The following is a 24,067-nucleotide window of genomic DNA, read 5'->3' on the forward strand; positions in this document are numbered from 1 at the left end:
TCCTGGGTTCTGTCCTCACAGACCGCCGTAGGAGTGCAGGCCCTCGAAGAAGATGTTCACGCCGAAGAGGTTCATCAGCACCGTCAGGAAGCCCAGGATGGCCAGCCAGGCGGCCACGTTGCGCTTCACGCTCGGCGTCGCGCGGGCGTGCAGGTAACCGGCGTAGATCACCCAGGAGATGAACGACCAGGTCTCCTTCGGGTCCCAGCCCCACGGCCGACCCCAGGCCGCCTCGGCCCAGATCGCACCGGCGATCACCGCGAAGGTGAAGAGCGGGAACGCGAAGGCGTGCAGGACGAAGGTGAGGCGTTCCAGGCTGGCCGCCGCCGGCAGCTTCTTCGCCAGCGTGTACGGGAAGCTGCGCTTGCCGCGTTCGTAGCCGGCCCGCATCAGATACGTGGCGGCCGGCACCGAGCCCAGCAGGAACAGTCCCGAGGCGAAGACGACGGTCGACACGTGCACGACGAACCAGTACGAGTTGAGCGCCGGCACCAGCGGCACGATCGGGGTGTAGAGCACCAGCTCGGCGGTGGCCACCAGCAGCACCATGACCAGAGTCAGGAACAGCCCGAGGCGGCGCAGCGACGGCACCTTCCAGAGCACCACCAGCCAGGCGGCCACCCCGATGAACGAGACCGTGAGCACGAACTCGTACATGTTGCCCCAGGGCATCCGCTCGGCGGCGATACCCCGCGTGACCAGCCCGACCAGGTGCAGGGCCGCGCCCACGCCGGTCAGGGCCACCGCGATCCAGCCGGCGAGTGCGGCCCGCTTCGCAGTGCGTTCGGCGGGCGTCAGTGCCGTACCGCCGCCGGTCCCGGCCACGCCGTCGGCGCCGACCGTACCCGTCAGGCTGCCGGCCCCCGCCGCGTTCGCCGACCCGGCACCGCCGCCGACCGCCGCGCCGACCAGTTCGCGGGCCGGGGGCGCCGTCACCTTGACCCGCGAGTTGCCGAGGGCGTACTCGACCGCGTGGCTGATCATCGCCAGCAGGTACACCAGGGTGGCGATCGACACCACCTGGTCGGAGAGTGCGGACATCACTCGGCTCCTTCTCGCGCCCCGGCCCGCTCGTCCGGGTCGATGGCCTCGCCGGTCCGCCGGTCGTCGCCGATCGCGGCGACCAGTTGGCTGAACTCGGCGGCGAACCCCGGATGTTCGGTCCGGGGCAGGCCAGCCACCTCGACCAAGCTACTACCGCCCGTCGGAGATCCACCGTCGGGGGGTGCGGCACCAGGAAGCCCGGCCACGGAGGGCTCGGAGCCGCTGGGTCCGGAGCCGGCGGGCAGCACCCGGACGAAGATCCGGCGCCGCCGGACGAAAAGCGAGCCCATCAGCCCGAGCACCAGCCCGACGGAGCTGGCCAGCAGCAGCATGGTGCCCGGATCGTGCCGCACGGAGAGCACGATGTAGCGCTCGGTGCCCACGAACTCGACCGTGGTGCCGTCGTCCAGCGTCCAGCTCTCGCCCTTGCGCAGGTCCTTGGAGCCGACCTCGGTGAGCCGGCCGTTGCGGATCTGCCGCTGGTCGAGCTGGTAGACCGAGCCGGGGATACCGCCGTCGAGACCCAGGTTGCCCCGGTACGCGATCAGCCCGAGCAGCGGGTTCTCCTCCGTCGGGTACTCGGACCGGGTGAACGGGGGCTCCTGCGGTGCGGTCGGGAGGTACAGGCCGGAGAAGGCCATCTGGAGGTCCGCATTCCGCTCGCCGGTCGCCGGGTCGACGTTGGCGTCCGGGAAGGCCGCCAGGCCCTCGCTGGTCAGACCCATGTCGCCGGTGGTGAGGAACGGCACCGTACTGGTCTGGGTGTTGCCGAACCGGTCGGTGTAGCGGATCAGCGGCACGTAGCCGTGGCCGAGCAGATAGACGTTCGCGCCGTCGAGGCGCAGCGGCGAGTTGACCGAGAACTCGGCCGCCCGGGGCGCACCGCCGTCCTCGTCCACGGTGACCTTGGCGTTGAAGTGCGAGGGCTGGCCGCTGGGCAGGAACTCGGCCTCGAACTCGTCGAGCTGCATGCAGAACCGAGGCAGGTCGTCGCCGACGCGCGGGCCGAGCTTCGCCTCGGCGTACTGCTGGCGGGTGTTGCAGAAGACGCCGTCCGGGCCGGAGACGAGCAGCCGGTTGCCGTGCCAGCCGTACCAGGAACCGAGCGCGACACCGACCAGCAGCAGCACCATCGCGCTGTGGAAGATCAGGTTGCCGGTCTCCTTGAGGTAGCCCTTCTCGGCGGAGATCTCGTCGCCGCGTACCGCCACCCGCCACCGGCGGCGGCGCAGGGTCTCGGCGACCGCGGCCGCGCCACCGGCGGGCGCCGGCACCACCGCGTGCTGGGGCAACCGCTCCAACCGCTTCGGTACGGCCGGCGGCCTGGCCCGCATCGCCCGGACGTGATCGCGCAGCCGGGGCGTGATGCACCCGATCAGCGAGGTGAACAGCAGCAGATAGATCGCGGAGAACCAGACCGAGCTGAACGCCTCGAACGCGCCGATCCGATCCAGCACCGGCGCGAGCTGCGGGTTCGCGGTGTAGAAATCCCGGACGTCCTCCGGGTTGACGCCACGCTGCGGCAGCACCGAACCCGGGATCGCGGCGATCGCGAGCAGGAAGAGCAACACCAGCGCGGTACGCATGCTGGTGAGCTGCCGCCACGAGTTGCGCAGCAGCGCGAGCAGCGCGTGGGGGCGGCGCCGGGGTGACTGGGCTGGCGTGGCGGGCCGGTCGTCCACCGCGGTCATCAGATGCTCACCTCGAAATCGCCCACCCCGACGGTGGTCTGCAACCAGATCACGACGTTGGTCCAACCGCCGGTGAGCAGGGCCAGCCCGATCAGGATCAGCAGTACGCCACCGATCCGGGTGACCCAGCGGCTGTGCCGCCGGATCGTGCGGAAGACCCCGAGCAGGCGGTTGAAGCCCAGCCCGAAGACGATGAACGGGATGCCCAGCCCGAGGCAGTACGCCACCGCGAGGATGACCGCGCGGTCGGTCTGCCCGCTGGTGGTGGCCATGCCGAGCACCGCAGCCAGCGTCGGGCCGGTGCACGGAACCCAGCTCAGGGCGAACACGGCACCGAGGACGGGTGCGCCGAGCAGGCCGGCGTTGGGCAGACGGTTGATCCGGAACTCGCGTTGGAAGCCGGGCAGCGCCCCGAGGTAGCCCAGCCCGAGCACCACGATCAACGCGCCGACGACGATCTCCAGCGCCCGCTCGTAGTCGAAGAAGACCCGGCCGATGCTGCTGAACAGGATCGCGGTGGCGGTGAACACCACGGTGAAACCGGCGATGAAGAGCAGCGTCCCGGCGAGTACGCGCCCCTTGACCGCCGGGCTGACCCGGGTGCGCTCCCGCAGCGCCGTCCCCCCGCCGGAGGTGTTAGGAGGGGACCCCTCCTCTACACCAGGCGTTAGTAGGGGGCCCTTCCTTTCATCTCGGCCCTCGAGGTCGGCGCCGGCCAAGCCGGTCACGTACGACAGGTAGCCCGGCATCAGGGGCAGGACGCACGGGGAGAGGAAGCTGACCAGTCCCGCCAGCGCCGCCGCGCCGATCGCCAGTAGCAGTGGCCCCGAGACGGCGAGTTGACCGAAGGTCTCGCCCATCAGCGCGGGCCGGACGCCGCGGTCGACTCTGCGGCGATCCGCTCGACGATGGGTTGCAGGCCCTCCTGGCGTACCGCCGCCCGGATCACGGTCGCGATCCGGCCCTCCCGGTCCAGGACTACGGTGGCGGGAATCGTGTTCGGCGGGATGTCCAGGTCGAGGGCGAGGCGGCTGCCCGGGTCGAAGATGCTCGGGTAGCTGATCCCGAAGCCCTCCTCGAAGGCGATCGCCTTGTCCCGGCTGTCCTGCACGTTGATGCCGAGGAAGGTCACCCCGGAGTCCTTGGTCGCCTGGTAGGTGTTCTCCAGGTCGTCGGCCTCGGCCCGGCACGGCGCGCACCAGGAGCCCCAGAAGTTGACCACGACGACCTGGCCCCGCTGCTGCGTCACGTCGTAGGAACCGCCGTCGAGCAGGTCACCGGCGAGGCGCGGCGCGGCGGACCGTTGGTCCGGGGCGCATTCCACGATGCCGCCCGTGTTGTCGCAGGCCGCCTCCCGGCCACCGCCGGTGCAGCCGCTCAGCACCGTCGTCGCGGTGACAGCGGCGAGCAGACCAACGGCCCACCTGCGGGTACGCATCTCAGGCCCCCTTGGCCGTCCGCGCGGTCGGCGAGATCGCCACCAGGTGCGCGGCCGGCTCGGAGTAGCCGATCCCGACGATCTTGGCGCCGTCGAAGTGGAACGTGGTCAGCGAGGCCAGACCGCACTGCCGACGGCGCGGGTCGTGCCAGAGCCGCTTGCGCTCGACGTGCCGACGCAGCGTCCAGATCGGGAGCTGGTGCGAGACCAGGACGGCCTCCCGCCCCTCGGCGGCGACCCGGGCCGCGTGCAGCGCGGCGAACATCCGCTCGGCGATCACCCGGTACGCCTCACCCCAGGAGGGGGTCACCGGGTCCCGCAGCACCCACCAGTTACGCGGGTCACGGAAGGAGCCGTCGCCGGGCGAGACCTTCTTGCCCTCGAACCAGTTGGCGCTCTCGATGAGCCGTTCGTCGACCCCGACGGGGAGCCCGAACTGCGCGGCGATCGGTTCGGCGGTCTGTTGGGCGCGCTCCAGAGGGCTGGCGACCACGTGCACGACCTCGCGTTCGGCGAGCCCCTGCGCGGCGGCCTTGGCCATCTGGACACCGAGCTCACTGAGGCGGAACCCGGGCAGCCGGCCGTAGAGGATGCCGTCCGGGTTGTACACCTCTCCGTGCCGTAGCACGTGGACCACCGTCTTGCTCATTGCTGTGCCCCCTCTGTTCGCGACTGCGGGGCTCGCAACACCGGCTCACTCCTCGCGCTCACTGGCCTACACCCCCGTTGTCGCTGCCGCCGCGTTGGCCGCCACCGGCAGGGCGGCGGCGATCTGTTCCAGGGCGGCGTCGTCGATCGCCGCCGACACGAACCAGGATTCGAACGCGCTCGGCGGCAGGTAGACCCCGGCCGCGAGCATCGCGTGGAAGAACGCCTTGAACGCGGGCACCTGCTGGGTGCGGGCGCTGTCGTAGTCGACCACGTCGGCGTCCGTGAAGAAGATCGAGAACATGTTGCCCGCGTACGACAGCCGGTGCGGGACCCCGGCGGCGGCCAACGCGTCGCCGGCGAGCTTGCCCACCACGGCGGCGGTGTCGTCCAGCCGGCGGTACAGCGCCTCGTCGGCGAGCCGCAGCGTGGTCAGGCCGGCGGCGCAGGCCAGCGGGTTACCGGAGAGGGTGCCGGCCTGGTAGACCGGACCGGCCGGAGCCAGTCGCGACATGATCTCCGTGCGCCCGCCGAACGCCGCCGCGGGCAGCCCACCACCCATGACCTTGCCGTACGTCCACAGGTCCGCGTCGACCGGATCGAGGCCGTGCCAGCCGGAGCGGGAGACCCGGAACCCGGTCATCACCTCGTCGATGATGAGCAGCGCGCCGTGCGCGTGCGCGATCCCCGCCAACTGGCCGTTGAAGTCGTCCCGGGGCGCCACCACGCCCATGTTGCCCGGCGCCGCCTCGGTGATCACGGCGGCGATGTGCTCGCCCTCGGCGGCGAACGCCTCCTGCACCGCGGCGAGGTCGTTGTACGGCAGCACGATGGTCTCGCTGGCCGCCGCGCCGGTGACGCCGGGCGAGTCGGGCAGGCCGAGGGTGGCCACGCCGGAGCCGGCGGCGGCCAGCAGCGCGTCCACGTGCCCGTGGTAGCAGCCGGCGAACTTGATGATCTTCGAGCGCCCGGTGTAGCCCCGGGCCAGCCGGATCGCCGACATGGTCGCCTCGGTGCCCGAGTTGACCAGCCGGACCTGCTCGACCGGGGTCCGCGCGACGATCTCGGCGGCCAGGTCGACCTCGCCCGGGGTGGGCGTGCCGAAGCTGGTGCCCTGCGCGGCGGCGGCCTGCACGGCCGCCACCACCTCGGGATGGGCGTGGCCGAGGATCAGCGGGCCCCAGGAGCAGACCAGGTCGACGTAGCGTCGCCCGTCCGCGTCGTGGAGCCATGGTCCCTCGCCACGGACCATGAAGCGTGGGGTGCCGCCGACCGCTCGGAAGGCACGCACGGGGGAGTTCACCCCGCCCGGCACGATGGCGCGGGCGCGGTCGAACAGGGCCTCTGAGGCCGGCGCGTCGACCGGATAGCGGTCGGTTCCGGCGGGAAACACCTCGGTCACGATGCCGCCATTGTGTCAGCGCCCGACGGCGGATCGGCAGGCACCCCAGTTCAGGGTTATCCGGCTCACCTGCGGCACGCTGGGCGGAGGCGGTTCGCCTCGACGGGCCGGGTGCCCGAGATCGCGCTAGGCTGACCCGGTGGATCGTGCCGAACTGTCCATCACCGTACACCGGACTGGTGACGAAGCAGTGCTTCGCCTGGCCGGTGAGATCGACATGCTCACGGCCGCCCAGCTGTCGACCGTCGTCAACGAAGTGCTCACCGAACCCCCGCCCCGGATCGTGCTCGATCTCGGCGGGGTCACCTTCTGCGACTCGCAGGGGTTGGGGACGCTCGTGGTCCTCAGCCGCAAGGCCAGCCACGCGCAGAGCCTGCTCCTGCTGACCAACGTGGGCGAGTTCCTGATACGCGTACTCGACATCACGGGCCTGCGCAGTGCCCTGATGATCCGTAACGACGCCCCTACCAGCTAAGACACCGCTCACCCCGGTCCCGATCACGGGCCGCCGGGTCGATCGTGACGCTGTCGTGGACCACCGGGCGGCAGTCCACGGCGACGTCACGACCGGGCGGTGTCAGGAGGTGGTGCCCCAGCGGGCCTGCTCCAGCAGGGCCACCGCCTGCGAGACGGCGTCAGGGTCCTTGTCGGCGGTCCGCAGCAGGGTGCTCGCCTCGTCGACCGCGTCGGTCAGCAGTCGCCACTGGGCGTCGCGCTCCCGCACCATCTCGGACTGCGCGGCCAACTGCCGGGTCTTCGTCCACAGCTCCACGAAGACCGAGACCTTGGCCCGCAGCACCCAGGGGTCGAAGGGCTTGGTCAGGTAGTCCACCGCGCCGACCGCGTAGCCGCGCAGCGCCAGTTGGGCGTCGCGGTCGGCGGCGGTCAGGAAGATGATCGGTACGTGCCGGGTCCGTTCCCGCCGTTTGATGTGACTCGCCGTCTCGAAGCCGTCCATGTCCGGCATCTGGGCGTCCAGCAGGATCACCGCGAAGTCGTCCACCAACAACTGCTTCAGCGCCGCCTCGCCGCTCTCCACCGCGACCGTCTGCACCGGCAGACCCTGGAGGATCGCCTCCAGGGCCATCAGGTTCTCCCTGCGGTCATCGACCAGCAGCGCCTTCGCCACCTGCGTCACGAGCCCTCCTCGGTGCGGCTGCCACTGATGGAGCTGGTCATGAGTTCGATCAGCTCGTCCAGGTCGACCGGCTTGGTGATGTAGTCGCTGGCCCCGGCCGCGATCGCCGACTCCCGGTCACCGGGCATCGCCTTGGCGGTCAGGAAGACGATCGGCAGGTCCACGAAGCGGTGGTTCCGGCGGATCTGCCGGGTCGTCTCGTACCCGTCCTGGTCGGGCATCATCGCGTCCATCAGGACGATGTCCACCTCCGGGTGCTCCGCCAGCAGGCGTACCCCGTCGGTGCCGTTGTCGGCGTACAGGACGGTCATGCCGTGCAGTTCGAGCGCGCTGGTCAGGGCGAAGACGTTGCGGACGTCGTCGTCGACGATCAGCACGGTGGCACCGTCGAGCTGACGGGTCTTCGGTGCCTCCGGCCGCTGCGGCAGCAGCTCCACCGGCGGCATCAGCAGCGACGACGGCAGACCGGCCCGCTGTGGCGACGGCGGCGACGGCGCCACCACCGCGTCCGGCGCCAGCACGTCGGGCAGGTACAGCGTGAACGTCGAGCCCTGGCCCGGCGCCGAGGTGACGGTGATCGTGCCGCCGATCAGGCGGGCCAGGTCCCGGCTGATCGACAGCCCCAGACCGGTGCCGCCGTAGCGGCGGCTGGTGGTGCCGTCCGCCTGCTGGAACGCCTCGAAGATGAGCGACAGCTTGTCGTCGGAGATGCCGATGCCGGTGTCGATCACCGTGAACGCGAGCACCTGCCGGGCGTTGGTCAGTGCCGGAACGTCGAACACCGCGTGCTCCGGGGCACGCGCGATGCGCAGCGTCACCGCGCCATTGTCGGTGAACTTGACCGCGTTCGAGAGCAGGTTGCGCAGGATCTGCTGGAGCCGCTGGGCGTCGGTGACGACCGCTGCCGGCAGGTCCTTGCCGACGCGTACCTGGAAGTCCAGTCCCTTCTCGTCGGCCTGCGGCGCGAACGCCTGCTCCACGTAGTTGCGGATCTCCGCGAACTGGATCTCGGTCGGCTCGACGTCCATCCGGCCCGCCTCGATCTTGGACAGGTCGAGGATGTCGTCGATCAACGAGAGCAGGTCGGACCCGGCGCCGTGGATGGTCCGGGCGAACTCGATCTGCTTCGGGCTGAGGTTCTGCTCCGAGTTCTCGGCGAGCAGCCGGGCCAGCAGCAGCAGCGAGTTCAGCGGCGTCCGCAGCTCGTGGCTCATGTTCGCCAGGAACTCCGACTTGTACGCCGAGGCCCGGGTGAGCTGCTGCGCCTTCTCCTCCAGGCCGAGCCGGGCCAGTTCGATCTCCCGGTTCTTGGTCTCGATGTTGCCCTTCTGCTCGGAGAGCAGCGTCGCCTTCTCCTCCAGCTCGGCGTTGGTGCGCTGCAACTCCGCCGACTGCTCCTGCAACTCGTGGGCCAGCCGCTGCGACTGGGCCAGCAACTCCTCGGTTCGCCGGTTCGCCTGGATGGTGTTGACCGCGATGCCGATGGTGGCGACCAGCCGCTCCAGGAACGCCAGGTGCAGTTCGGAGAAGGGGGTGACGGTGGCGAACTCGATCACGCCGAGCAGTTCGCCCTCGAAGAGGACGGGCAGCACGACCAGGTCGGCCGGCGGGGTGTCGGCGAGCCCGGAGCGGAGCGTGATGCGGCCGTCCGGCACCGCGCCGACCCGGATCGTGCGTCGAGAGATCGCCGCCTGACCGACGAGTCCCTCACCGGGCCCGAAGGTGACGTCGTGTCCCCGCGAGACGTAGCCGTACGAGGCGGTCAACCGCAGCCGCATCACCCCTTCGGAGTTGTCCGCCAGGAAGAACGCGCCGAGCTGCGCGTCGACCAGCGGGGTCACCTCCTGCATGATCATCCGGCAGACCTCACCGAGGTCGCGCTGGCCCTGCAACAGACCACCGATGCGGGCCAGGTTGGAGTCGAGCCAGCCCTGCTCCGCGTTCTTGTGGGTGGTCTCCCGCAGGGTGACGATCATCTGGTTGATGTTGTCCTTGAGCTCGGCGACCTCGCCCTGCGCCTCGACGGTGATCCGCTGGGTCAGGTCACCTCGGGTCACCGAGGTGGAGACCCGGGCGATGGCACGGAGCTGGGTGGTCAGGGTCGAGGCGAGCTGGTTGACGTTCTCGGTCAGGTCCCGCCAGGTGCCCGAGACGCCCTTGACCTGCGCCTGACCACCGAGCTTGCCCTCGCTGCCGACCTCGCGGGCCACCCGCGTGACCTCGTCGGCGAAGGACGAGAGCTGGTCGACCATCGTGTTGACCGTCGACTTCAACTCCAGGATCTCGCCCTGCGCGTCGACGGTGATCTTCTGCGACAGGTCGCCCTTCGCCACCGCCGTCGTCACCGACGCGATGTTCCGCACCTGACCGGTCAGGTTCGACGCCATCGAGTTCACGTTGTCCGTCAGATCCCGCCAGGTCCCGGAGACACCCTTGACCTCGGCCTGACCACCGAGCTTGCCCTCCGTACCCACCTCCCGGGCCACCCGGGTCACCTCGTCGGCGAAGGACGAGAGCTGGTCCACCATCGTGTTCACGGTCGACTTCAACTCCAGGATCTCGCCCTGCGCGTCGACGGTGATCTTCTGCGACAGGTCACCCCGGGCCACCGCCGTGGAGACCTGGGCGATGTTCCGGACCTGGGCGGTCAGGTTCGACGCCATCGAGTTCACGTTGTCCGTCAGGTCCCGCCAGGTGCCGGCGACGCCCTTCACCTGAGCCTGACCGCCGAGCTTGCCCTCGGTGCCCACCTCTCGGGCCACCCGCGTGACCTCGTCGGCGAAGGACGAGAGCTGGTCCACCATCGTGTTCACGGTCGACTTCAACTCCAGGATCTCGCCCCGGGCGTCCACCGTGATCTTCTGCGACAGATCGCCCTTCGCCACCGCCGTCGTCACCGACGCGATGTTCCGCACCTGACCGGTCAGGTTCGACGCCATCGAGTTCACGTTGTCCGTCAGATCCCGCCAGGTGCCCGAGACACCCTTCACCTCGGCCTGACCACCGAGCTTGCCCTCCGTACCCACCTCACGGGCCACCCGCGTGACCTCGTCGGCGAAGGACGAGAGCTGGTCCACCATCGTGTTGACCGTCGACTTCAACTCCAGGATCTCGCCCCGGGCATCCACCGTGATCTTCTGCGACAGGTCACCCCGGGCCACCGCCGTGGACACCTGGGAGATGTTCCGCACCTGGCTGGTCAGGTTGCCGGCGAGCTGGTTGACGTTCTCGGTCAGGTCCCGCCAGGTGCCGGAGACACCGCGCACCTGGGCCTGGCCGCCGAGCTTGCCCTCGGTGCCCACCTCGCGGGCCACCCGGGTCACCTCGTCGGCGAACGACGACAACTGGTCCACCATCGTGTTCACGGTGTCCTTGAGTTCCAGGATCTCGCCCTGGGCGGCCACCGTGATCTTCTGCGACAGGTCACCCCGGGCCACCGCCGTAGAGACCTGGGCGATGTTGCGGACCTGGGCGGTCAGGTTCGACGCCATCGAGTTGACGCTGTCGGTCAGGTCCTTCCAGGTGCCGGCCACCCCGGGCACCTCCGCCTGACCGCCGAGCTTGCCCTCGGTGCCCACCTCGCGGGCCACCCGGGTCACCTGCTCGGCGAAGAGACGCAGCGTGTCGGTCAGCGAGTTCATGGTGTCGGCCAGCGCCGCCACCTCGCCGCGCGCGCTGACCGTGATCTTCTGCGACAGGTCACCCTTCGCCACCGCCGTCGCGACCTGGGAGATCGACCGCACCTGGCCGGTCAGGTTCGAGGCCATGGTGTTCACCGAGTCGGTGAGGTCCTTCCAGGTGCCGGCCACCCCGCGGACGTCGGCCTGACCGCCGAGCTTGCCCTCGGTGCCCACCTCCCGGGCCACCCGGGTCACCTCGTTGGAGAAGGACGAGAGCTGGTCGACCATGGTGTTGACCGTGCGGCCGATGCGCAGGTACTCGCCGCGCAGCGGGCGACCGTCGATCTCCAGCGCCATGTGCTGGGAGAGGTCGCCGTCGGCGACGGCCACGATGACCCGGGCGATCTCGGTGGTGGGCCGACCCAGGTCGTCGATCAACGAGTTGACCGCGCGCTGCCCCTCCGCCCAGGAGCCGTCCAGCCCCTCCTCGTCCAGGCGTTCGGTCAGCCGACCGTCGCGACCCACGACGCGGCTGATCCGGCGCAGGTCCAGATGCTGCCGCTCCTGGAGCGACACCACGTCGTTGAAGGCGTCGGCCACCTCACCGGCCGCCCCCGAACGCCGGGGCAGCCTGACCTTCAGATCGCCTCCGCGGACCCGCCGCAGCGCCTCGGCCAGCTCGGTGAGGACCGCCTCGTGGTCGGCGGCGGAGGTGTCCGCGATCGCCGACTGTTTCGCCGTGGTCATCATTCCTCGCACTCGCATCGGGGTACACCGGCTCGCGCCGGCCACCCCATCATTGTCCCCGTGACCTCGAAACCGCCACGGCGCACCGCCGTCCGTATTCCGGACCCGACCCGTGATCGGCTTGGCACGGGCCGGGTGCCGGGGCAGGATACGGGAGTGTCAGCGGCGGTGGGGCCAACGACGGACGGGGGCCCGGAGGAGCACGTCCGGCGGGTCCGGCTGCCCGCCGATCGGCGTACGCCGGCCGCCGCGCGAGCCGTCGTCCGGTCCGTACTTGCCGAGGCGAACCTGGACGAACTTCTCAACGAGGCGCTCCTGCTCACCACGGAGCTCTCCACCAACGCGGTCGAGCACGCCCGCACCGAACTCGACATCGAGGTCAGCGCCGACTCGACCGGGCTGACCGTGACCGTGTCGGACTTCGCCTCCGGGCCGGTCGACGAGCTGACCGTCGGCGTCCGGAACGTGGAGACCGACATCACCGAGGTCGCCGAGCGCGGGCGCGGCCTGCTGCTGGTCGACCACTTCGCGAGCCGTTGGGGCACCACCTACCTGCCCAGCGGCAAGGGCGTGTGGTTCCGGTTGGAGCGCGACGGGCCGCAGCCCGGACGCCCGGACGACTTCGCCCCGCCGATCGGCCGTTCGGACGGCGGCCACTCCTCGGTGCCGAGCGCCGGGGCGATGAGCGCCCTGATGCAGCCCACCCCCGACCCGTACGCGGACGATCCGCTGCCGGACTTCGCCACCAGCCTGCTCACCCGGGTGGCGGAGATGGTCGGCGCGGCCGGCGGGGTGGTGCGCCTGGACCGGGGCGACGGGCACGGCCCACAAGTCCTCGCCCGGTACGGCCGACAGCCCCGCCCCGGCAACGACCTGCTCCGGGTGCCGCTGGCGGTGCACCGCCCGTACGCCGGTGAGCTGGAACTCGACGCCGCCCCCACCGCGTACGCCCGGCCGTTGGCCCTGCTGACCGCCGAGCGGCTGTCGCTGCACCTGGAGAACGACCGGCTGCGCCGCGCCGACGTCCGGCGACAGGCCTGGTTGACCTTCCTCGCCGAGGCCAGCGAGCTGCTCGCCCAGTCCCTGGACGTGGAGCTCACGATGGCGCTCGTCCCGCAGCTCGTGGTGCCCCGGCTCGGTCAGTGGTGTGCCGTGCACACCACCGACGAGTGGGGTCGGCTCAAGCTGGCCGCGGCCAGTCACGCCGACGAGTCGATGCTGCCGCATCTGCACGCGACGCTGCGCGAGGCGGGACCGGACTCGGTCCAGTCCCGGCTGCGCGAGGCGAGTCGCAACGGCACCCAGACGCCGTTGGGCGCGCCGATGGAGGGCTTCGCCGTGCCGCTGATCGCCCGAGGTCAGCGCCTCGGCACGCTGGCCGTCGGCCGGCATCAGCGGCACCGGCACGATCCCGACGAGATCGCGGTGCTGGAGGACGTGGCCCGGCGTGCCGCCCTGGCGATCGAGAACGCCCGCATCCATGCCGAGCGTCGGCGGGTGGCACAGACGTTGCAGCAGTCGCTGCTGCCACCGGTGCTTCCGGTGGTGGAGGGCATCGGCTTCGCCGCCGAGTACGTGCCGACCGGCGACGACGCCGAGGTCGGCGGCGACTTCTACGACGTGGTGCCGATGCCGGACGGCCGTTGGCTGGTGGTGATCGGCGACGTCTCCGGCAAGGGGGTGCAGGCCGCTGCGGTCACCGGGCTGGTCCGGGACGTGATCCGGGTGCTGGCCGGGGACGGCAAGCCGCTGCCCGAGGTGCTGTCCCGGCTCAACGAGACGCTCGTCGAGCGGGGTGCCGGACGGTACTGCACGTTGGCGCTGGCGGCGGTCGGGCAGGGTGAGAACGGGCAACTCGACGTGGGGCTGCACCTGGCCGGCCACGACCGGCCGGTGCTGGTGCGCGCGTCCGGTGGCCCGGCCGCGTTCGTCGGCACCGGCGGCACCGCGCTCGGCCTGCTCGACACGATCACCTCGCCGACCCTGGACATCGCCCTCGATCCCGGCGACTGCCTGGTCTTCTACACCGACGGCGTGACCGAGCGACGCCGGGGCCGGGAACTGTTCGGCACCGGTCGGCTCCGGGACGCCGCCGGGCCGCTCGCCGGCTACTCGGCGGACGTGGTGGCGGCCCGGCTGCGCGCCACCGCGATCAACTTCTCGGTCGAGGCACCCCGGGACGACATCGCCATCCTGGTCCTGCGCAACGACGCGGTCTGACCGACGGAGCTGCGCTTCGTCTCCCCAGGGCTGCGCAGCGCCACGGCCGGCGTGGCTCAGAGGCCGCCGGGGAGGCGACCTGGGGCCAGCCGGTGACCCGGGTCGAGGTGCTGCTTGACGGCGCGCATCCGGGCCACGCCGGTCAGCTCGCCCCACAGGTCGACGGCTCGCCGGACGGCGGGCGGCGCGGAGAGCACCAGGCAACGCCCCTGTCGGGCGAGCAGCACGCCGCGCACCGCGACCAGGATCGACGCCACCCGGTCGGGTGCCATCGTGCCGGGCAGTGCGGCGTGCACCACGCCGAGACCGGCGGAGCCACGGACCGGCACCGGCGAGCCGGCCGCGTCCCGCAGCGCGTAGACGGCGGCGTGCAGGTCACTGATCGGCACCTCCAGCCGGAGCGCGGTGTCACCGGGGGCGAACGGGTAGCTGCGCCACCAGGACGGTGCCGATCGGGCGACGACGGCCCGGGAGCCGAGCATCGACCGGAGCCGGTCGGCGCGCTCCGCCACGTCGGACGGCCCGCCTTCGAGCAGCACCACCAGCGAGCCGGCCCCCGCCGGGCCGGTCGACGGGCGCCCCGTCATGGACGGATGGCGCGCCATCGACTCGGCCCGGCGGTCCCTCGGCCGGGGTCCCGTGCCGGCCGGCAGGTCCACCTCGATGGCAGCCGGGTCGAGCCGGGCGGCGAGCACCGCCCGGACCAGGTCGTGCACCTCCAACGGCGTCCACACCGGGCGGGTCACCCAGACCCGGCTGGCCGGCAGGGGCTGCACCCGCAGGGTGGCGCTGACCAGCACGCCGAGCGCGCCCTCCGACCCGCACAGCAGCCGGGCCTGGGCCAGCCCGGCAGCCCCGCCACCGGCCTCGGCCAGGTCACCGTCGGCGGCCAGGTAGCGCAGGCCGACGAGCTGGTCGCAGGCGGTGCCGTGCCGGTGGCGCAGTGGACCGGCCTCGTCCGCGGCGAGCACCCCGCCGACCGTGGCGCCGGGCGAGGGCGCGTCGAGCGCGAGCCGTTGACCGGTGCGTTCCAGGCTGGCCTGCACCGCGCGCAGTGGCGTGCCGGCACCGACCTCGGCGGTGCCCCGCTCGGACGGCTGGTGACCGATGCCGGCGAGCCGACCGGTGTCGAGCATGATGTCGACCCGTTCCGGAACGGCGCCCCAATCGATCTTGGTGCCGGCACCGCGCGCCACCACCGTCAGGTCGTGCCGCGCGGCGAGCCGCAGCACCTCGGCCGCCGCGTGGGCGCCACCGGGCACCGCGACCCAGCGGGCCGGTCGCCCGGCCACCTCGTCGGCTGGGCCGGCGAACCGGGCGAAGCGGGAGCCGCAGATGTCGGTAAGGCGACGGGCGATGTCGAGGGCACCGGACCCGCCGGTGGAACGCGCTGGCACCATGGCAGCGATCGTACATGTGTTCGAACGACGAAGTGGGCATTTGCGCCGCCCGAGACGCCCGGCCTGCCGGTAACGTGGCGCCGTGACCACCGAGACCCCCGTACCCGTAGCCAGGCAGGTGCCGAGCGAACGCGTCCACCACGGCGACGTCGTCGTCGACGAGTACGCCTGGCTGGCCACCAAGGACGACCCTGAGACGATCGGCTACCTCAAGGCCGAGAACGCCTGGACCGAATCACGTACGGCGCACCTCGCCGACCTGCGCACGGAACTGTTCGAGGAGATCCGTCGGCGCACCCAGGAGACCGACCTGTCGGTGCCGACCCGCAAGGGCGGGCACTGGTACTACTCCCGGACGGTCGAGGGCAAGCAGTACGGCGTGCACTGCCGTCGGGCGGTCCGTGACGGCGAGACCACGCCGCCGATCAGCCCTGCCGGTGCCCCGCTGGAGGGCGAGGAGGTGCTGCTCGACGGCAACCTGCTCGCCGAGGGCCACGACTTCTTCTCGCTGGGCGCCTTCGACGTCAGCCCGGACGGCCGCTTCCTGGCGTACTCGACCGACTTCTCCGGCAAGGAACGCTTCACCCTCCGGATCAAGGACCTCACCACCGGCGAGCTGCTGCCCGACGAGATCCCGGACACCTTCTACGGCACCGCCTGGGCCGCCGACGCCTCGGTGCTGTTCTACGTGACGGTGGACGACGCCTGGCGTCCGCACCGGGTCTGGCGGCACGTGCTCGGTACGGCCGCCGCCGACGACGTGGTGGTGCACTCCGAGGACGACGAGCGGTTCTGGGTCGGGGTCGAGCTGACCCGCTCGGAGCGCTTCATCCTGATCGACATCGCCAGCAAGCTCACCAGCGAGGTACGCGTCATCCCGGCCGGCAACCCCACCGGCGAGCCGGCCGTGATCGCCCCCCGCCGGCAGGGCGTCGAGTACTCGGTGGAACACCACGGGCACCGGTTCCTGATCCTGCACAACGACGGCGCGGAGGACTTCGCGCTGGCGTACACCTCGGCCGACGCCCCGGGCGACTGGGTGCCGCTGATCGCGCACTCCCCCGGCACCCGGCTGGAGGCCGTCGACGCCTTCGCCGACCACCTGGTCGTGACGCTGCGCGCCAACGGGCTCACCGGGTTGCGGGTGCTGCCGGTCGGCGGCGGCGACGGGCACGACATCGCGTTCCCGGAGTTGCTGCACACGGTCGGGCTGGACTCGAACCCGGAGTACCGCACCGGGCGGGTACGCCTGCGCTACACCTCGCTGGTCACCCCGGACTCGGTGTACGACTACGACCTGGTGACCCGCGAGATGACGCTGCTGCGGCGGCGACCGGTGCTGCCCGGACCGGACGGGCGGGAATACCGCCCGGAGGACTACGAGCAGCACCGGGACTGGGCGCTGGCCGACGACGGCACCAAGGTGCCGATCTCGCTGGTCTGCCGCCGGGACACCCCCCGCGACGGCTCCGCACCCTGCGTGATCTACGGGTACGGCTCGTACGAGGCCAGCATGGACCCCTGGTTCTCGGTCGGCCGGCTGTCCCTGCTGGACCGTGGAGTGATCTTCGCGGTGGCCCACATCCGGGGCGGCGGCGAGCTGGGCCGGAGCTGGTACGAACACGGCAAACTGCTGGCCAAGAAGAACACCTTCACCGATTTCGTCGCCTGCGCCCGGCACCTGGCCAAGTCGGGCTGGACGTCGTCGGACCGGCTGCTCGCCCGGGGCGGCTCGGCCGGTGGACTGCTGATGGGCGCGGTGGCCAACCTGGCGCCGGACGCGTTCACCGCGATCGTCGCGCAGGTGCCGTTCGTGGACGCGCTCAGCACGATCCTCGACCCGTCGCTGCCGTTGACCGTCACCGAGTGGGAGGAGTGGGGCAACCCGCTCGCCGACCCGGAGGTGTACGCCTACATGAAGTCGTACACCCCGTACGAGAACGTGGCCGACCGCGACTACCCCGCGATCCTGGCGATGACCAGCCTCAACGACACCCGGGTGCTCTATCACGAGCCGGCGAAGTGGATCGCCCGGCTGCGGGCCGTCGCGCCGCAGGGTGAATACCTGCTCAAGACCGAGATGGAGGCGGGCCACGGCGGGCCCAGCGGTCGCTACGACGCCTGGCGGGAGGAGGCGTTCGTCAACGCCTGGACCCTGGACCGGCTCGGCCGCGCCTGACCGTCCCGTCATCCGGCCACCGGACGCTCATGGCCCAGGGCGCGCCTGCCCTGGGCCATGGCGGACGCCGTCTCAGGTGGTTCGTAGTTCCTCCATCGCGGTGTTGGCCCGCAGGAACAGCAGCCCCAGCCCGACCGTGACCAGCACCGCGAGCAGCGCACCGCCGCCGACCAGCGCGAGCTGTTCGAGGGGTACGTCCGGCGTGCGGACCACGCTCTCGACCGGCACGAGTTCGACGTGCAGCGGGCGGGTGGCCGGGTCGTCGCACAGTTCCGCGCGCGCCCGGCACACCTCCTGGGTGTAGCCGCCGCTGACCACGTCGCCGGTGAACAGCCGCCCGACCGCGTACCCGACGCCGACCGTGAGCAGCACGGCGGGCACCACCGGCGCGAGCACCTGGACCAGGATCGAGGTGCCGATGGTGGTCCGGGGCACCCCGGTGGCCACCAGCGCGGCGTACGCCCGGCGGCGGGAGACGATGCCCTCCACCAGCGTGACCAGCAGGCCCGCCGTGGCGATGACGACCGCCACGAGGACCGCCAGGTCGATCAGGTCCATGGTGTTCAGATAGAAGGACCGGTCGTCGCCGACGTATCCGGCGGCCAGGCTCTCCTCCTGTTCGATCCGTTGCCGGAGCTGGAAGTAGGCCCGGAACGCCGCCGCACCGGCACCGATGAGGACGCTGGCCAGCAGCGCCGCGAAGGTGCGGCTGCTGGTCCACGGGTCGTCGGTCAGCCGTCGCGCGGCCAGCAGCGTCGCCGGACCTCGGGCGAGGCGGTGCAGCAGCCGCCCGGCGGCGTGCGACAGCCATCCGGTCCCGAGCACCACCCCCGTCACGACGGCGAGGAGACCGAGGGCCAACAGGATCGCGATCCAGTCCGTGTCGACGCCCTCGACTGCCTCCCGCAGCGGCTCGGCCAACGCGGTCACCACCACACCACCGCCGATGAACAGTGCCGGCCAGGGTTGGGGTGACCGGGTCCGACCGGCCCGCCGGAACACGCCCAGCGGTGTGGTGGCGACCCGGCGCAGCAGCAACGCGGTGCCCACCGCCGCGAGCAGCGGCAGCCCCAGCGTCACCGCCGCGATCGCCGGCACCGAGGGCAGGACGTCGGTGGGCAGGGCGAGCTGACCCTGGGCGTCCGGGCGGTGCAGCAGTTCCCGCCCGCCGAGGTACACCGCCAGGCCGACAAGCGTCCCGACCAGCGCGGCGAGGCCGGTCTCCAGCATCGCGACCCGGGTGACCTGACCCGGGGTCGCGCCGGCCAACCGCAGGGCGGCCAGGCGGCGGTCCCGGGCCGGGGCGCCGAGCCGGGCACTCTGCCCCGCCAGAGCCAGCACGGGTACGGCCAGCAGCAGCGCGAAGGCGGTGCCGCCGCGCAGCCCTGGCTCGCGCAGCAGCGCGTTCGCGTACTGCTGGGACTGCTCCCAGTCGTGGCCCGGTGGCTTCTCGATGGCCAGCACGGTCATCGCCGCCAGCCCGGCGAGGGCGGCCAGGGTGGCGCTCAGCGCGGTCAGGACCACCCGGGCGGCGTCGGTGCGGTTGCCGGCCAGGGCCAGCCGGGCCAGCGTCCCCGGTCTCACCGCGCGCCGCCGGTCAGCGGCGCGTCCAGCCCGAGACCGGTGTGGTCGATGACGCCGTCGCGCATCACGATCTCGCGGTCGGCGTACGCGGCGATCCTGGGCTCGTGGGTCACCAGCACCACCGCCGTGCCCTGCTCGCGGGTGAGCCGGACGAGTGTGGTGAGCACCTGCTCGCCGGTGAGCGAGTCCAGCGCCCCGGTCGGCTCGTCGGCGAAGAGCATCCGTGGCTCGGTGACGAGGGCTCGTGCGGTGGCGCAGCGCTGCTGTTGCCCGCCGGACATCTCGCCCGGCCGCACGTCGGCGCAGTCCGCCACGCCCAACCGGTCGAGCCAGGTAAGCGCCGCCGTCCGCGCTGCTCGCCGCCCCGTGCCGGCGAGCAGCAGCGGAAGCGCGACGTTCTCCGCCGCGGTCAGCTCCGGGACGAGCTGACCGAACTGGAACAACACTCCGAACTCGGTACGCCGCAGGCGCGACCGGGCCGCCTCGGACCAGGTGTCGATGCGGTGGTCCCGCCAGGTCACCTCACCGGCGTCGGGCCGCAGGATGCCCGCCAGGCAGTGCAGCAGGGTCGACTTGCCGCAGCCGCTCGGCCCGGTCACCGCGACGATCTCGCCCTCGGCGACGTCGAGGGTGAGGCCCCGCAGTGCGGGTGTCGGCCCGTACGACTTGACCAGCGCGCGTGCCTGAAGTTGCGTCACGAGTGCACCTCCCGGTGCCAGTCGGCGACCCGCTCCAGGGTGGTGCGCAGCCAGCGCAGGTCGGCGTCGAGATGGGCGATGGCGTAGTCGGCTGCCACGACGTCGTCGACGGTGGCCTCCGGTGCCGTTTTGAGCGCGGTCAGCTCGCGCAGCCGATCGGTGTGGGCCCGCCGCTGCGCGACGAGGTATGTCCGGGCCCGGTCCGCGTCGGCGTCCAGGAGCGCCACCACCACCTTGGCGAACAGCGCGCTGTTGACGTGCGGCATGGGTGGCTCGACGCTGCCCAGCCACTGGTCCAGTGCCGCCCGTCCCTCGTCGGTCAGCGCGTAGGCGGTGCGGTCCGGTCCGGCGAGGCGTTCCTGCCCCGCCGGGACCACCAGACCGTCGCGGAGCAGCCGGTTGATCGTCGCGTAGACCTGCCCGAACGCCAACGGGCGGGCCTGCGGCAACCGCTCGTCGTACGCGCGCTTCAGCTCGTATCCGTGCATGGTGCCGGTGGCGAGCAGCCCGAGCAGAACGTGCGACGTGGACACCAGCCCACTATTCACTCAGCGAATAGCTGCCGTCAAGCACTCCACGCCGAGTCCCGTCCGGTCGCTCCAAGTAGCCGGGACAGCTCCGTCAGGGCGGGGCCAGCGGTCACTTCCTCGGCGAAGACACCCATCTGGCGGCCCTGCGCGCCGAGCTGTGCGACCAACTCGCGCAACACCGGTACCGTCTGCGGGGCCGCCTCGTACGGCTGGCCGGTGGCGACCGCCAGGTCCCAACCGTGCACGGTGAGGTCGAGCAGCGCCATGCCGCCGACCACGGGCTGCGGCATCCCCATCCCCGGCGAGACACCCTCCTCGCTGGCCGGGTCCGACCAAGCCGCGACCAGTCGACGGGTCTCCGCCTCGAACCGGTCCCGCCAGCCCTCGCGCAGGTGATCGGGCTTGGCGGCGAAGGTCACCTGCTCCCGGGCGGCGAGCGCCTGGAAGGCGACCACCACGTCGTACAGATGGTTGAGCAGATCGCGGACGGCGTAGTCCCGGCAGGGCGTCGGCAGGTGCAGTTGGTCGTCCCGGACCGCCCGCACCACCGCCACCGTACGCGGCGCCGCCAGCGCCAGGAGATCGCTAGTCTGAGTCGCCATATGGGCAGCGTATGAGGGTGGTCTTGAAGAAATGCGACAGCTGCGCGGGGACAGCCGGGGCATTCTCGAACCGGCCGGGCTGATGCGACGGGTCCGCTTCCGTCGGCACCTGCCCGCCGCACCGCTACGCCCATGGGTCGAGCACTACTGGCTCGTCGACTGGGCTCTGACCGAGCCGTTCGAGCAGCGGGTAGTGGCGCACCCAGCGGTCAACGTGGTGTTCGCGCGCGTGGGTGACGGTCCGGAACACGCCGAGGTGGCCGGGCCCGGCCTGAGCCTCTTCTCGACCACACTCGCCGACACCGGGCAGGTCTGCGGTATCCAGTTCCGGCCGGGCGGCTTCCACCCGTTCTGGCGTCGCCCGATGGTGGAGTTGACGGGCCGACGCCGGTCGTTCGCGGACTTGGCCGACCACTGGCCGCCGGCCGCCGCACCGAGCCCGGCGATCTGCGCCGGTACGGATGCCGCCCGCTGCCGCGCCCTCGACGACCTTCTGACCGGCTGGGAACCCCGGCCCGCCCCGGTCACCGACGAGGCGATGCGGCTGGCCGAGGCGATCCGGACCGACCGGAACGTACGGCGGGTCGACGGGTTCGCCCGCGACAACGGTCTCTCAGTCCGCCGACTGCAACGCCTCTTCCTCAGCCAGATCGGTGTCGGCCCGAAGTGGATGATCCGCCGCTACCGGCTGCACGAGGCGATCGAGCGAGCGGCGGGCAACACACCCGACTGGGCCGCCCTCGCCGTCGAACTCGGCTACAGCGACCAGGCACACCTGATCCGCGACTTCACCGCCGTCACCGGCGTCTCCCCCGGCGCGTACGCCGACCAGGATCGCGCTCGGCCATCTTCCCGGCGACACTGACCGCGTCGCCACTCGCGCCGACGGAGGCCCGCCAGGGGGTCTTGGTCGGCGGCGTGAGCGGTCATCGGGGCGGATTGCGGACCCAGCCGAGGAACCGGACGTAGAAGTACAGCGGCTCGGGTGGCGCTCCGAGCCGGGTCAGGTCGGCGGTCGCCTCGGTGAGCAGGTCGGCCATGTCCAGCGCGAGCAGTCGACCGGGGCCGTAGTCGGCCGCCAGCTCGACTCGGGCCGGCGCACACGGCCAACCGTGCGCACAGGCGGCACAGAACCAGAGGGGTCTGACGGGGGCGTGCCGTTGCGCCATTCGGGGCTCCTCCCGGGGGTGGGACGGGCGGCAAGCCCTCGGCCGCCGGGCTCGGCCTCCAGCAGCCGAGGGGCCTACCCCGATCCCAACCCAACACCGCCACCCCTGTCAACATTGGCGCGCCCCCAAAGGTGTACCCACTCATGCGCGACCCTATTGACAGGCTACCGTGCGCCTACCTTCCTTGACATGGGCAAGGACCGTGGGCCAGGGCCTCTGGTGGCCGCTGGCGAGATCCTGGCGATGCTCGGTGTCGGCCGATCCCGCTTCCGCCAGATCGCCGCGCATCCGAACTTCCCGCAGCCGTACCAGGTCCTGTCGGTTGGCAAGATCTGGCTACGCGCTGACGTCGAGGAGTACATCCGCCAGTACCGGCAGCCACGCCAGGCGGACGACGACGAGCAGGGGTAGATCGACGCCTCAGCGGCGGCGGAGGGCGACGACGGCGACGTCGTCCTGGATCTCGTGCGGGGCGAGTTCGACGAGCAGGCGCTCGCAGAAGCGGTCCAGGTCGTCGTCCACCCGGGACGCGCTGACCGACAGGGCGGCCAGTCCGTCGTCGATGGTGGCGTCCCGCCGTTCGATCAACCCGTCGGTGTAGAAGACCATCGTCGCGCCGGCCGGCAGGACGAACTCCAGATCCGCCGGACGGGGCGCGCGTACGCCGAGCAGCGGCGCGGAGTGCTGCACGTACTCGACCTTGCCGTCCTGATTGATCAGCGGCGGCAGGTGCCCGGCACTGGCCAGCCGGACGTGTCCGGTGGACGGGTCCAGCAGCAGCACACAGATGGTCGCCAGCTCGTCGGGCAGCAACGTCCGCATCAACTCGTTGACCCGGTGCAGGATCTCGCCCGGCTGGTGTCCCTCCACCGCGTACGCCCGCACCGCGTGCCGCAGCTCGGCCATCACCGTCGCCGCGTGCAGCGAGTGGCCCGCCACGTCGCCGATGGCCAGCAGCAGGTGGCCGTCGAGCATCACCAGCTCGTAGAAGTCGCCGCCCACCTCGGTCCGGGCGCTGGCCGGCTCGTACCGGACGGCCAGGTCGAGCCCGGCGATCTCGGGGATGCGCCGTGGCAGGAGGCTGCGTTGCAGGGTCACCGCGATCCGGTGCTCCTCGTCGAAGGAGCGCTGTGCCTCCGCCGCCGACGCCACCGCCTGCGCGAGCTGGACCAGCACCGGCGTACGGGCGGTCTGGGTGCCGGTGGGGACCACGATGTAGATCGGCGCGCGGTCCTCGCGCAGCCGGGCGGCGGCCACCGTGACCGTGTCGTCGGTCGGCCAGTCGGCGAGCGCCCAGTCGGCGGGATCCTGTACGGAGACGACGGTGCCGGTCGGTACGCCGGTGTCGTCGACCACCCAGGGCACGATGCGGCCCTCGGCACCGGGACCGGTGGAGACCCCGGCCAGGCAGTCACCGTCGAAGGTCTCGGCGACCACTGCGGCCGGGCTCTTGAAGATCTCGGCGGCTCCCGCCGCCGCCGATTCCAGCAGCCGGGCGAAGTTCGGCGCGGAGTGCACCGCCAGGGTGGTGTCGGCCAACCCGGTGAGGCGTTCGGCGAGCAGTTCGGCCCGTTGTCGCGCCTGGTAGTAGCGCAGCACCGCGTGGGCGGTGGCGATCAGTTCTTCCGGCTCGATCGGCTCCGCCAGGTAGGCGTCCGCCCCCCGGGTCAGCCCCTGGGTGCGGTCGGCGGTGTCGATCGCGTGCGCGGAGACGTGGATCACCGGCAGCGCCGGGTGCGCCGCCTTGATCTGCTCGCAGACCTCGAAGCCACTCATGTCCGGCAGCCGGACGTCGAGTACCACCAGGTCGACCGGGTCGACCCCGACGCGGCGCAACGCCTCGCCGCCCGTCTCGGCTTCGAGCACGGTGAAACCGGCCCGGGTCAACCAGCTCACCAACAGGTAGCGCTTGGTCCGGCTGTCGTCGACCACGAGAACTGTCGCGGCGCCGTCCACG

Annotated in this window: 20 protein-coding genes; 5 read left to right on the top strand and 15 right to left on the bottom strand. The window is 71.6% G+C overall.

Annotated elements, in window-relative coordinates:
* Positions 1-15: 15 nt before the first annotated feature.
* From ccsB to hemL, 6 genes are all read right to left on the bottom strand, one after another.
* Positions 16-1,041: a c-type cytochrome biogenesis protein CcsB gene (ccsB, locus tag ACFYTT_RS09440; RefSeq protein WP_387258373.1), complete on the bottom strand. Its 1,026-nt coding sequence runs from the start codon at positions 1,039-1,041 to the stop codon at positions 16-18.
* On the bottom strand, positions 1,041-2,735 hold the full coding sequence (locus ACFYTT_RS09445) for a cytochrome c biogenesis protein ResB (protein ID WP_387258375.1): 1,695 nt from the start codon (positions 2,733-2,735) through the stop codon (positions 1,041-1,043). The genes ccsB and ACFYTT_RS09445 overlap by 1 nt, the downstream gene beginning before the upstream one ends.
* Positions 2,735-3,595 carry a cytochrome c biogenesis CcdA family protein gene (locus ACFYTT_RS09450; protein WP_176092319.1) on the bottom strand — a complete coding sequence of 287 codons (861 nt, stop codon included), beginning with the start codon at positions 3,593-3,595 and terminating at the stop codon, positions 2,735-2,737. The genes ACFYTT_RS09445 and ACFYTT_RS09450 overlap by 1 nt, the downstream gene beginning before the upstream one ends.
* Complete coding sequence (locus ACFYTT_RS09455) at positions 3,595-4,173, bottom strand: TlpA family protein disulfide reductase (RefSeq protein ID WP_387258377.1); 579 nt, start codon at positions 4,171-4,173, stop codon at positions 3,595-3,597. The genes ACFYTT_RS09450 and ACFYTT_RS09455 overlap by 1 nt, the downstream gene beginning before the upstream one ends.
* 1 nt (position 4,174) lies before the next feature.
* Positions 4,175-4,822, bottom strand: coding sequence for a histidine phosphatase family protein (locus ACFYTT_RS09460; RefSeq protein WP_131053678.1), 648 nt, complete (start codon positions 4,820-4,822; stop codon positions 4,175-4,177).
* A gap of 66 nt (positions 4,823-4,888) precedes the next feature.
* Complete coding sequence (gene hemL / locus ACFYTT_RS09465) at positions 4,889-6,223, bottom strand: glutamate-1-semialdehyde 2,1-aminomutase (RefSeq protein WP_131053679.1); 1,335 nt, start codon at positions 6,221-6,223, stop codon at positions 4,889-4,891.
* Between the two features lie 139 nt (positions 6,224-6,362).
* Between hemL and ACFYTT_RS09470 the strand changes: the two genes are divergently transcribed.
* Positions 6,363-6,698: an STAS domain-containing protein gene (locus ACFYTT_RS09470; protein ID WP_131053680.1), complete on the top strand. Its 336-nt coding sequence runs from the start codon at positions 6,363-6,365 to the stop codon at positions 6,696-6,698.
* 102 nt (positions 6,699-6,800) lie between these two features.
* Here the strand turns inward: ACFYTT_RS09470 and ACFYTT_RS09475 are convergent, their stop codons facing one another.
* Both ACFYTT_RS09475 and ACFYTT_RS09480 read right to left on the bottom strand, forming a co-directional pair.
* Positions 6,801-7,361 (bottom strand): two-component system response regulator, encoded by a 561-nt coding sequence (locus tag ACFYTT_RS09475; RefSeq protein WP_131053681.1) that lies wholly within the window; start codon positions 7,359-7,361, stop codon positions 6,801-6,803.
* Positions 7,358-11,728, bottom strand: a complete 4,371-nt coding sequence (locus ACFYTT_RS09480; RefSeq protein WP_131053682.1) for a HAMP domain-containing protein — start codon at positions 11,726-11,728, stop codon at positions 7,358-7,360. Before ACFYTT_RS09480 ends, ACFYTT_RS09475 begins: the two co-directional genes overlap by 4 nt.
* A 156-nt stretch (positions 11,729-11,884) precedes the next feature.
* Here ACFYTT_RS09480 and ACFYTT_RS09485 point away from each other — a divergent pair, with 156 nt between their 5' ends.
* Positions 11,885-13,948 (top strand): SpoIIE family protein phosphatase, encoded by a 2,064-nt coding sequence (locus tag ACFYTT_RS09485; protein WP_387258381.1) that lies wholly within the window; start codon positions 11,885-11,887, stop codon positions 13,946-13,948.
* A gap of 56 nt (positions 13,949-14,004) precedes the next feature.
* On the opposite strand, the gene ACFYTT_RS09490 is transcribed toward ACFYTT_RS09485, so the two are convergent.
* Positions 14,005-15,348 (bottom strand): FAD-binding oxidoreductase, encoded by a 1,344-nt coding sequence (locus tag ACFYTT_RS09490; protein WP_387258383.1) that lies wholly within the window; start codon positions 15,346-15,348, stop codon positions 14,005-14,007.
* Between the two features lie 82 nt (positions 15,349-15,430).
* Here ACFYTT_RS09490 and ACFYTT_RS09495 point away from each other — a divergent pair, with 82 nt between their 5' ends.
* Positions 15,431-17,527 carry a S9 family peptidase gene (locus tag ACFYTT_RS09495; protein WP_387258385.1) on the top strand — a complete coding sequence of 699 codons (2,097 nt, stop codon included), beginning with the start codon at positions 15,431-15,433 and terminating at the stop codon, positions 17,525-17,527.
* 72 nt (positions 17,528-17,599) lie between these two features.
* Here ACFYTT_RS09495 and ACFYTT_RS09500 read toward each other — a convergent pair whose 3' ends face one another.
* Genes ACFYTT_RS09500 through ACFYTT_RS09515 form a run of 4 tightly spaced genes read right to left on the bottom strand, consistent with a single transcriptional unit; the run spans position 17,600 to position 20,941 of the window.
* Positions 17,600-19,111, bottom strand: coding sequence for an FtsX-like permease family protein (locus ACFYTT_RS09500; protein ID WP_387258387.1), 1,512 nt, complete (start codon positions 19,109-19,111; stop codon positions 17,600-17,602).
* Complete coding sequence (locus tag ACFYTT_RS09505) at positions 19,108-19,809, bottom strand: ABC transporter ATP-binding protein (RefSeq protein WP_387258388.1); 702 nt, start codon at positions 19,807-19,809, stop codon at positions 19,108-19,110. Before ACFYTT_RS09505 ends, ACFYTT_RS09500 begins: the two co-directional genes overlap by 4 nt.
* Positions 19,806-20,342 carry a PadR family transcriptional regulator gene (locus ACFYTT_RS09510; protein ID WP_357211059.1) on the bottom strand — a complete coding sequence of 179 codons (537 nt, stop codon included), beginning with the start codon at positions 20,340-20,342 and terminating at the stop codon, positions 19,806-19,808. The genes ACFYTT_RS09505 and ACFYTT_RS09510 overlap by 4 nt, the downstream gene beginning before the upstream one ends.
* Before the next feature lie 32 nt (positions 20,343-20,374).
* Positions 20,375-20,941 (bottom strand): TIGR03086 family metal-binding protein, encoded by a 567-nt coding sequence (locus tag ACFYTT_RS09515; RefSeq protein ID WP_387258391.1) that lies wholly within the window; start codon positions 20,939-20,941, stop codon positions 20,375-20,377.
* A 31-nt stretch (positions 20,942-20,972) separates the two neighbouring features.
* On the opposite strand from ACFYTT_RS09515, the gene ACFYTT_RS09520 reads away from it, so the two are divergent.
* Positions 20,973-21,806, top strand: a complete 834-nt coding sequence (locus ACFYTT_RS09520) for a DUF6597 domain-containing transcriptional factor (RefSeq protein WP_387258393.1) — start codon at positions 20,973-20,975, stop codon at positions 21,804-21,806.
* A gap of 61 nt (positions 21,807-21,867) precedes the next feature.
* On the opposite strand, the gene ACFYTT_RS09525 is transcribed toward ACFYTT_RS09520, so the two are convergent.
* Entirely contained in the window at positions 21,868-22,110 is a 243-nt protein-coding gene (locus ACFYTT_RS09525) for a flavin reductase (RefSeq protein ID WP_131054235.1), read from the bottom strand.
* A 189-nt stretch (positions 22,111-22,299) separates the two neighbouring features.
* Between ACFYTT_RS09525 and ACFYTT_RS09530 the strand changes: the two genes are divergently transcribed.
* Positions 22,300-22,521, top strand: coding sequence for a helix-turn-helix transcriptional regulator (locus ACFYTT_RS09530; protein WP_387258395.1), 222 nt, complete (start codon positions 22,300-22,302; stop codon positions 22,519-22,521).
* Positions 22,522-22,530: 9 nt separating this feature from the next.
* Here the strand turns inward: ACFYTT_RS09530 and ACFYTT_RS09535 are convergent, their stop codons facing one another.
* Positions 22,531-24,066, bottom strand: a complete 1,536-nt coding sequence (locus ACFYTT_RS09535) for a SpoIIE family protein phosphatase (RefSeq protein ID WP_387258397.1) — start codon at positions 24,064-24,066, stop codon at positions 22,531-22,533.
* Position 24,067: the final 1 nt, after the last annotated feature.

It is taken from the genome of Micromonospora sp. NPDC003816, from assembly GCF_042874705.1.
In the GTDB taxonomy this organism is placed as follows: domain Bacteria; phylum Actinomycetota; class Actinomycetes; order Mycobacteriales; family Micromonosporaceae; genus Micromonospora.

What these genes read in the sequence shown, in the direction of transcription:
- ccsB (WP_387258373.1), bottom strand. Translation starts at nt 1,041, where the DNA reads ATGTCCGCACTCTCCGACCAGGTGGTGTCGATCGCCACCCTGGTGTAC.
- ACFYTT_RS09445 (WP_387258375.1), bottom strand. Translation starts at nt 2,735, where the DNA reads ATGACCGCGGTGGACGACCGGCCCGCCACGCCAGCCCAGTCACCCCGG.
- ACFYTT_RS09450 (WP_176092319.1), bottom strand. Translation starts at nt 3,595, where the DNA reads ATGGGCGAGACCTTCGGTCAACTCGCCGTCTCGGGGCCACTGCTACTG.
- ACFYTT_RS09455 (WP_387258377.1), bottom strand. Translation starts at nt 4,173, where the DNA reads ATGCGTACCCGCAGGTGGGCCGTTGGTCTGCTCGCCGCTGTCACCGCG.
- ACFYTT_RS09460 (WP_131053678.1), bottom strand. Translation starts at nt 4,822, where the DNA reads ATGAGCAAGACGGTGGTCCACGTGCTACGGCACGGAGAGGTGTACAAC.
- ACFYTT_RS09480 (WP_131053682.1), bottom strand. Translation starts at nt 11,728, where the DNA reads ATGACCACGGCGAAACAGTCGGCGATCGCGGACACCTCCGCCGCCGAC.
- ACFYTT_RS09490 (WP_387258383.1), bottom strand. Translation starts at nt 15,348, where the DNA reads ATGGTGCCAGCGCGTTCCACCGGCGGGTCCGGTGCCCTCGACATCGCC.
- ACFYTT_RS09515 (WP_387258391.1), bottom strand. Translation starts at nt 20,941, where the DNA reads ATGGCGACTCAGACTAGCGATCTCCTGGCGCTGGCGGCGCCGCGTACG.
- ACFYTT_RS09520 (WP_387258393.1), top strand. Translation starts at nt 20,973, where the DNA reads ATGCGACAGCTGCGCGGGGACAGCCGGGGCATTCTCGAACCGGCCGGG.
- ACFYTT_RS09525 (WP_131054235.1), bottom strand. Translation starts at nt 22,110, where the DNA reads ATGGCGCAACGGCACGCCCCCGTCAGACCCCTCTGGTTCTGTGCCGCC.
- ACFYTT_RS09530 (WP_387258395.1), top strand. Translation starts at nt 22,300, where the DNA reads ATGGGCAAGGACCGTGGGCCAGGGCCTCTGGTGGCCGCTGGCGAGATC.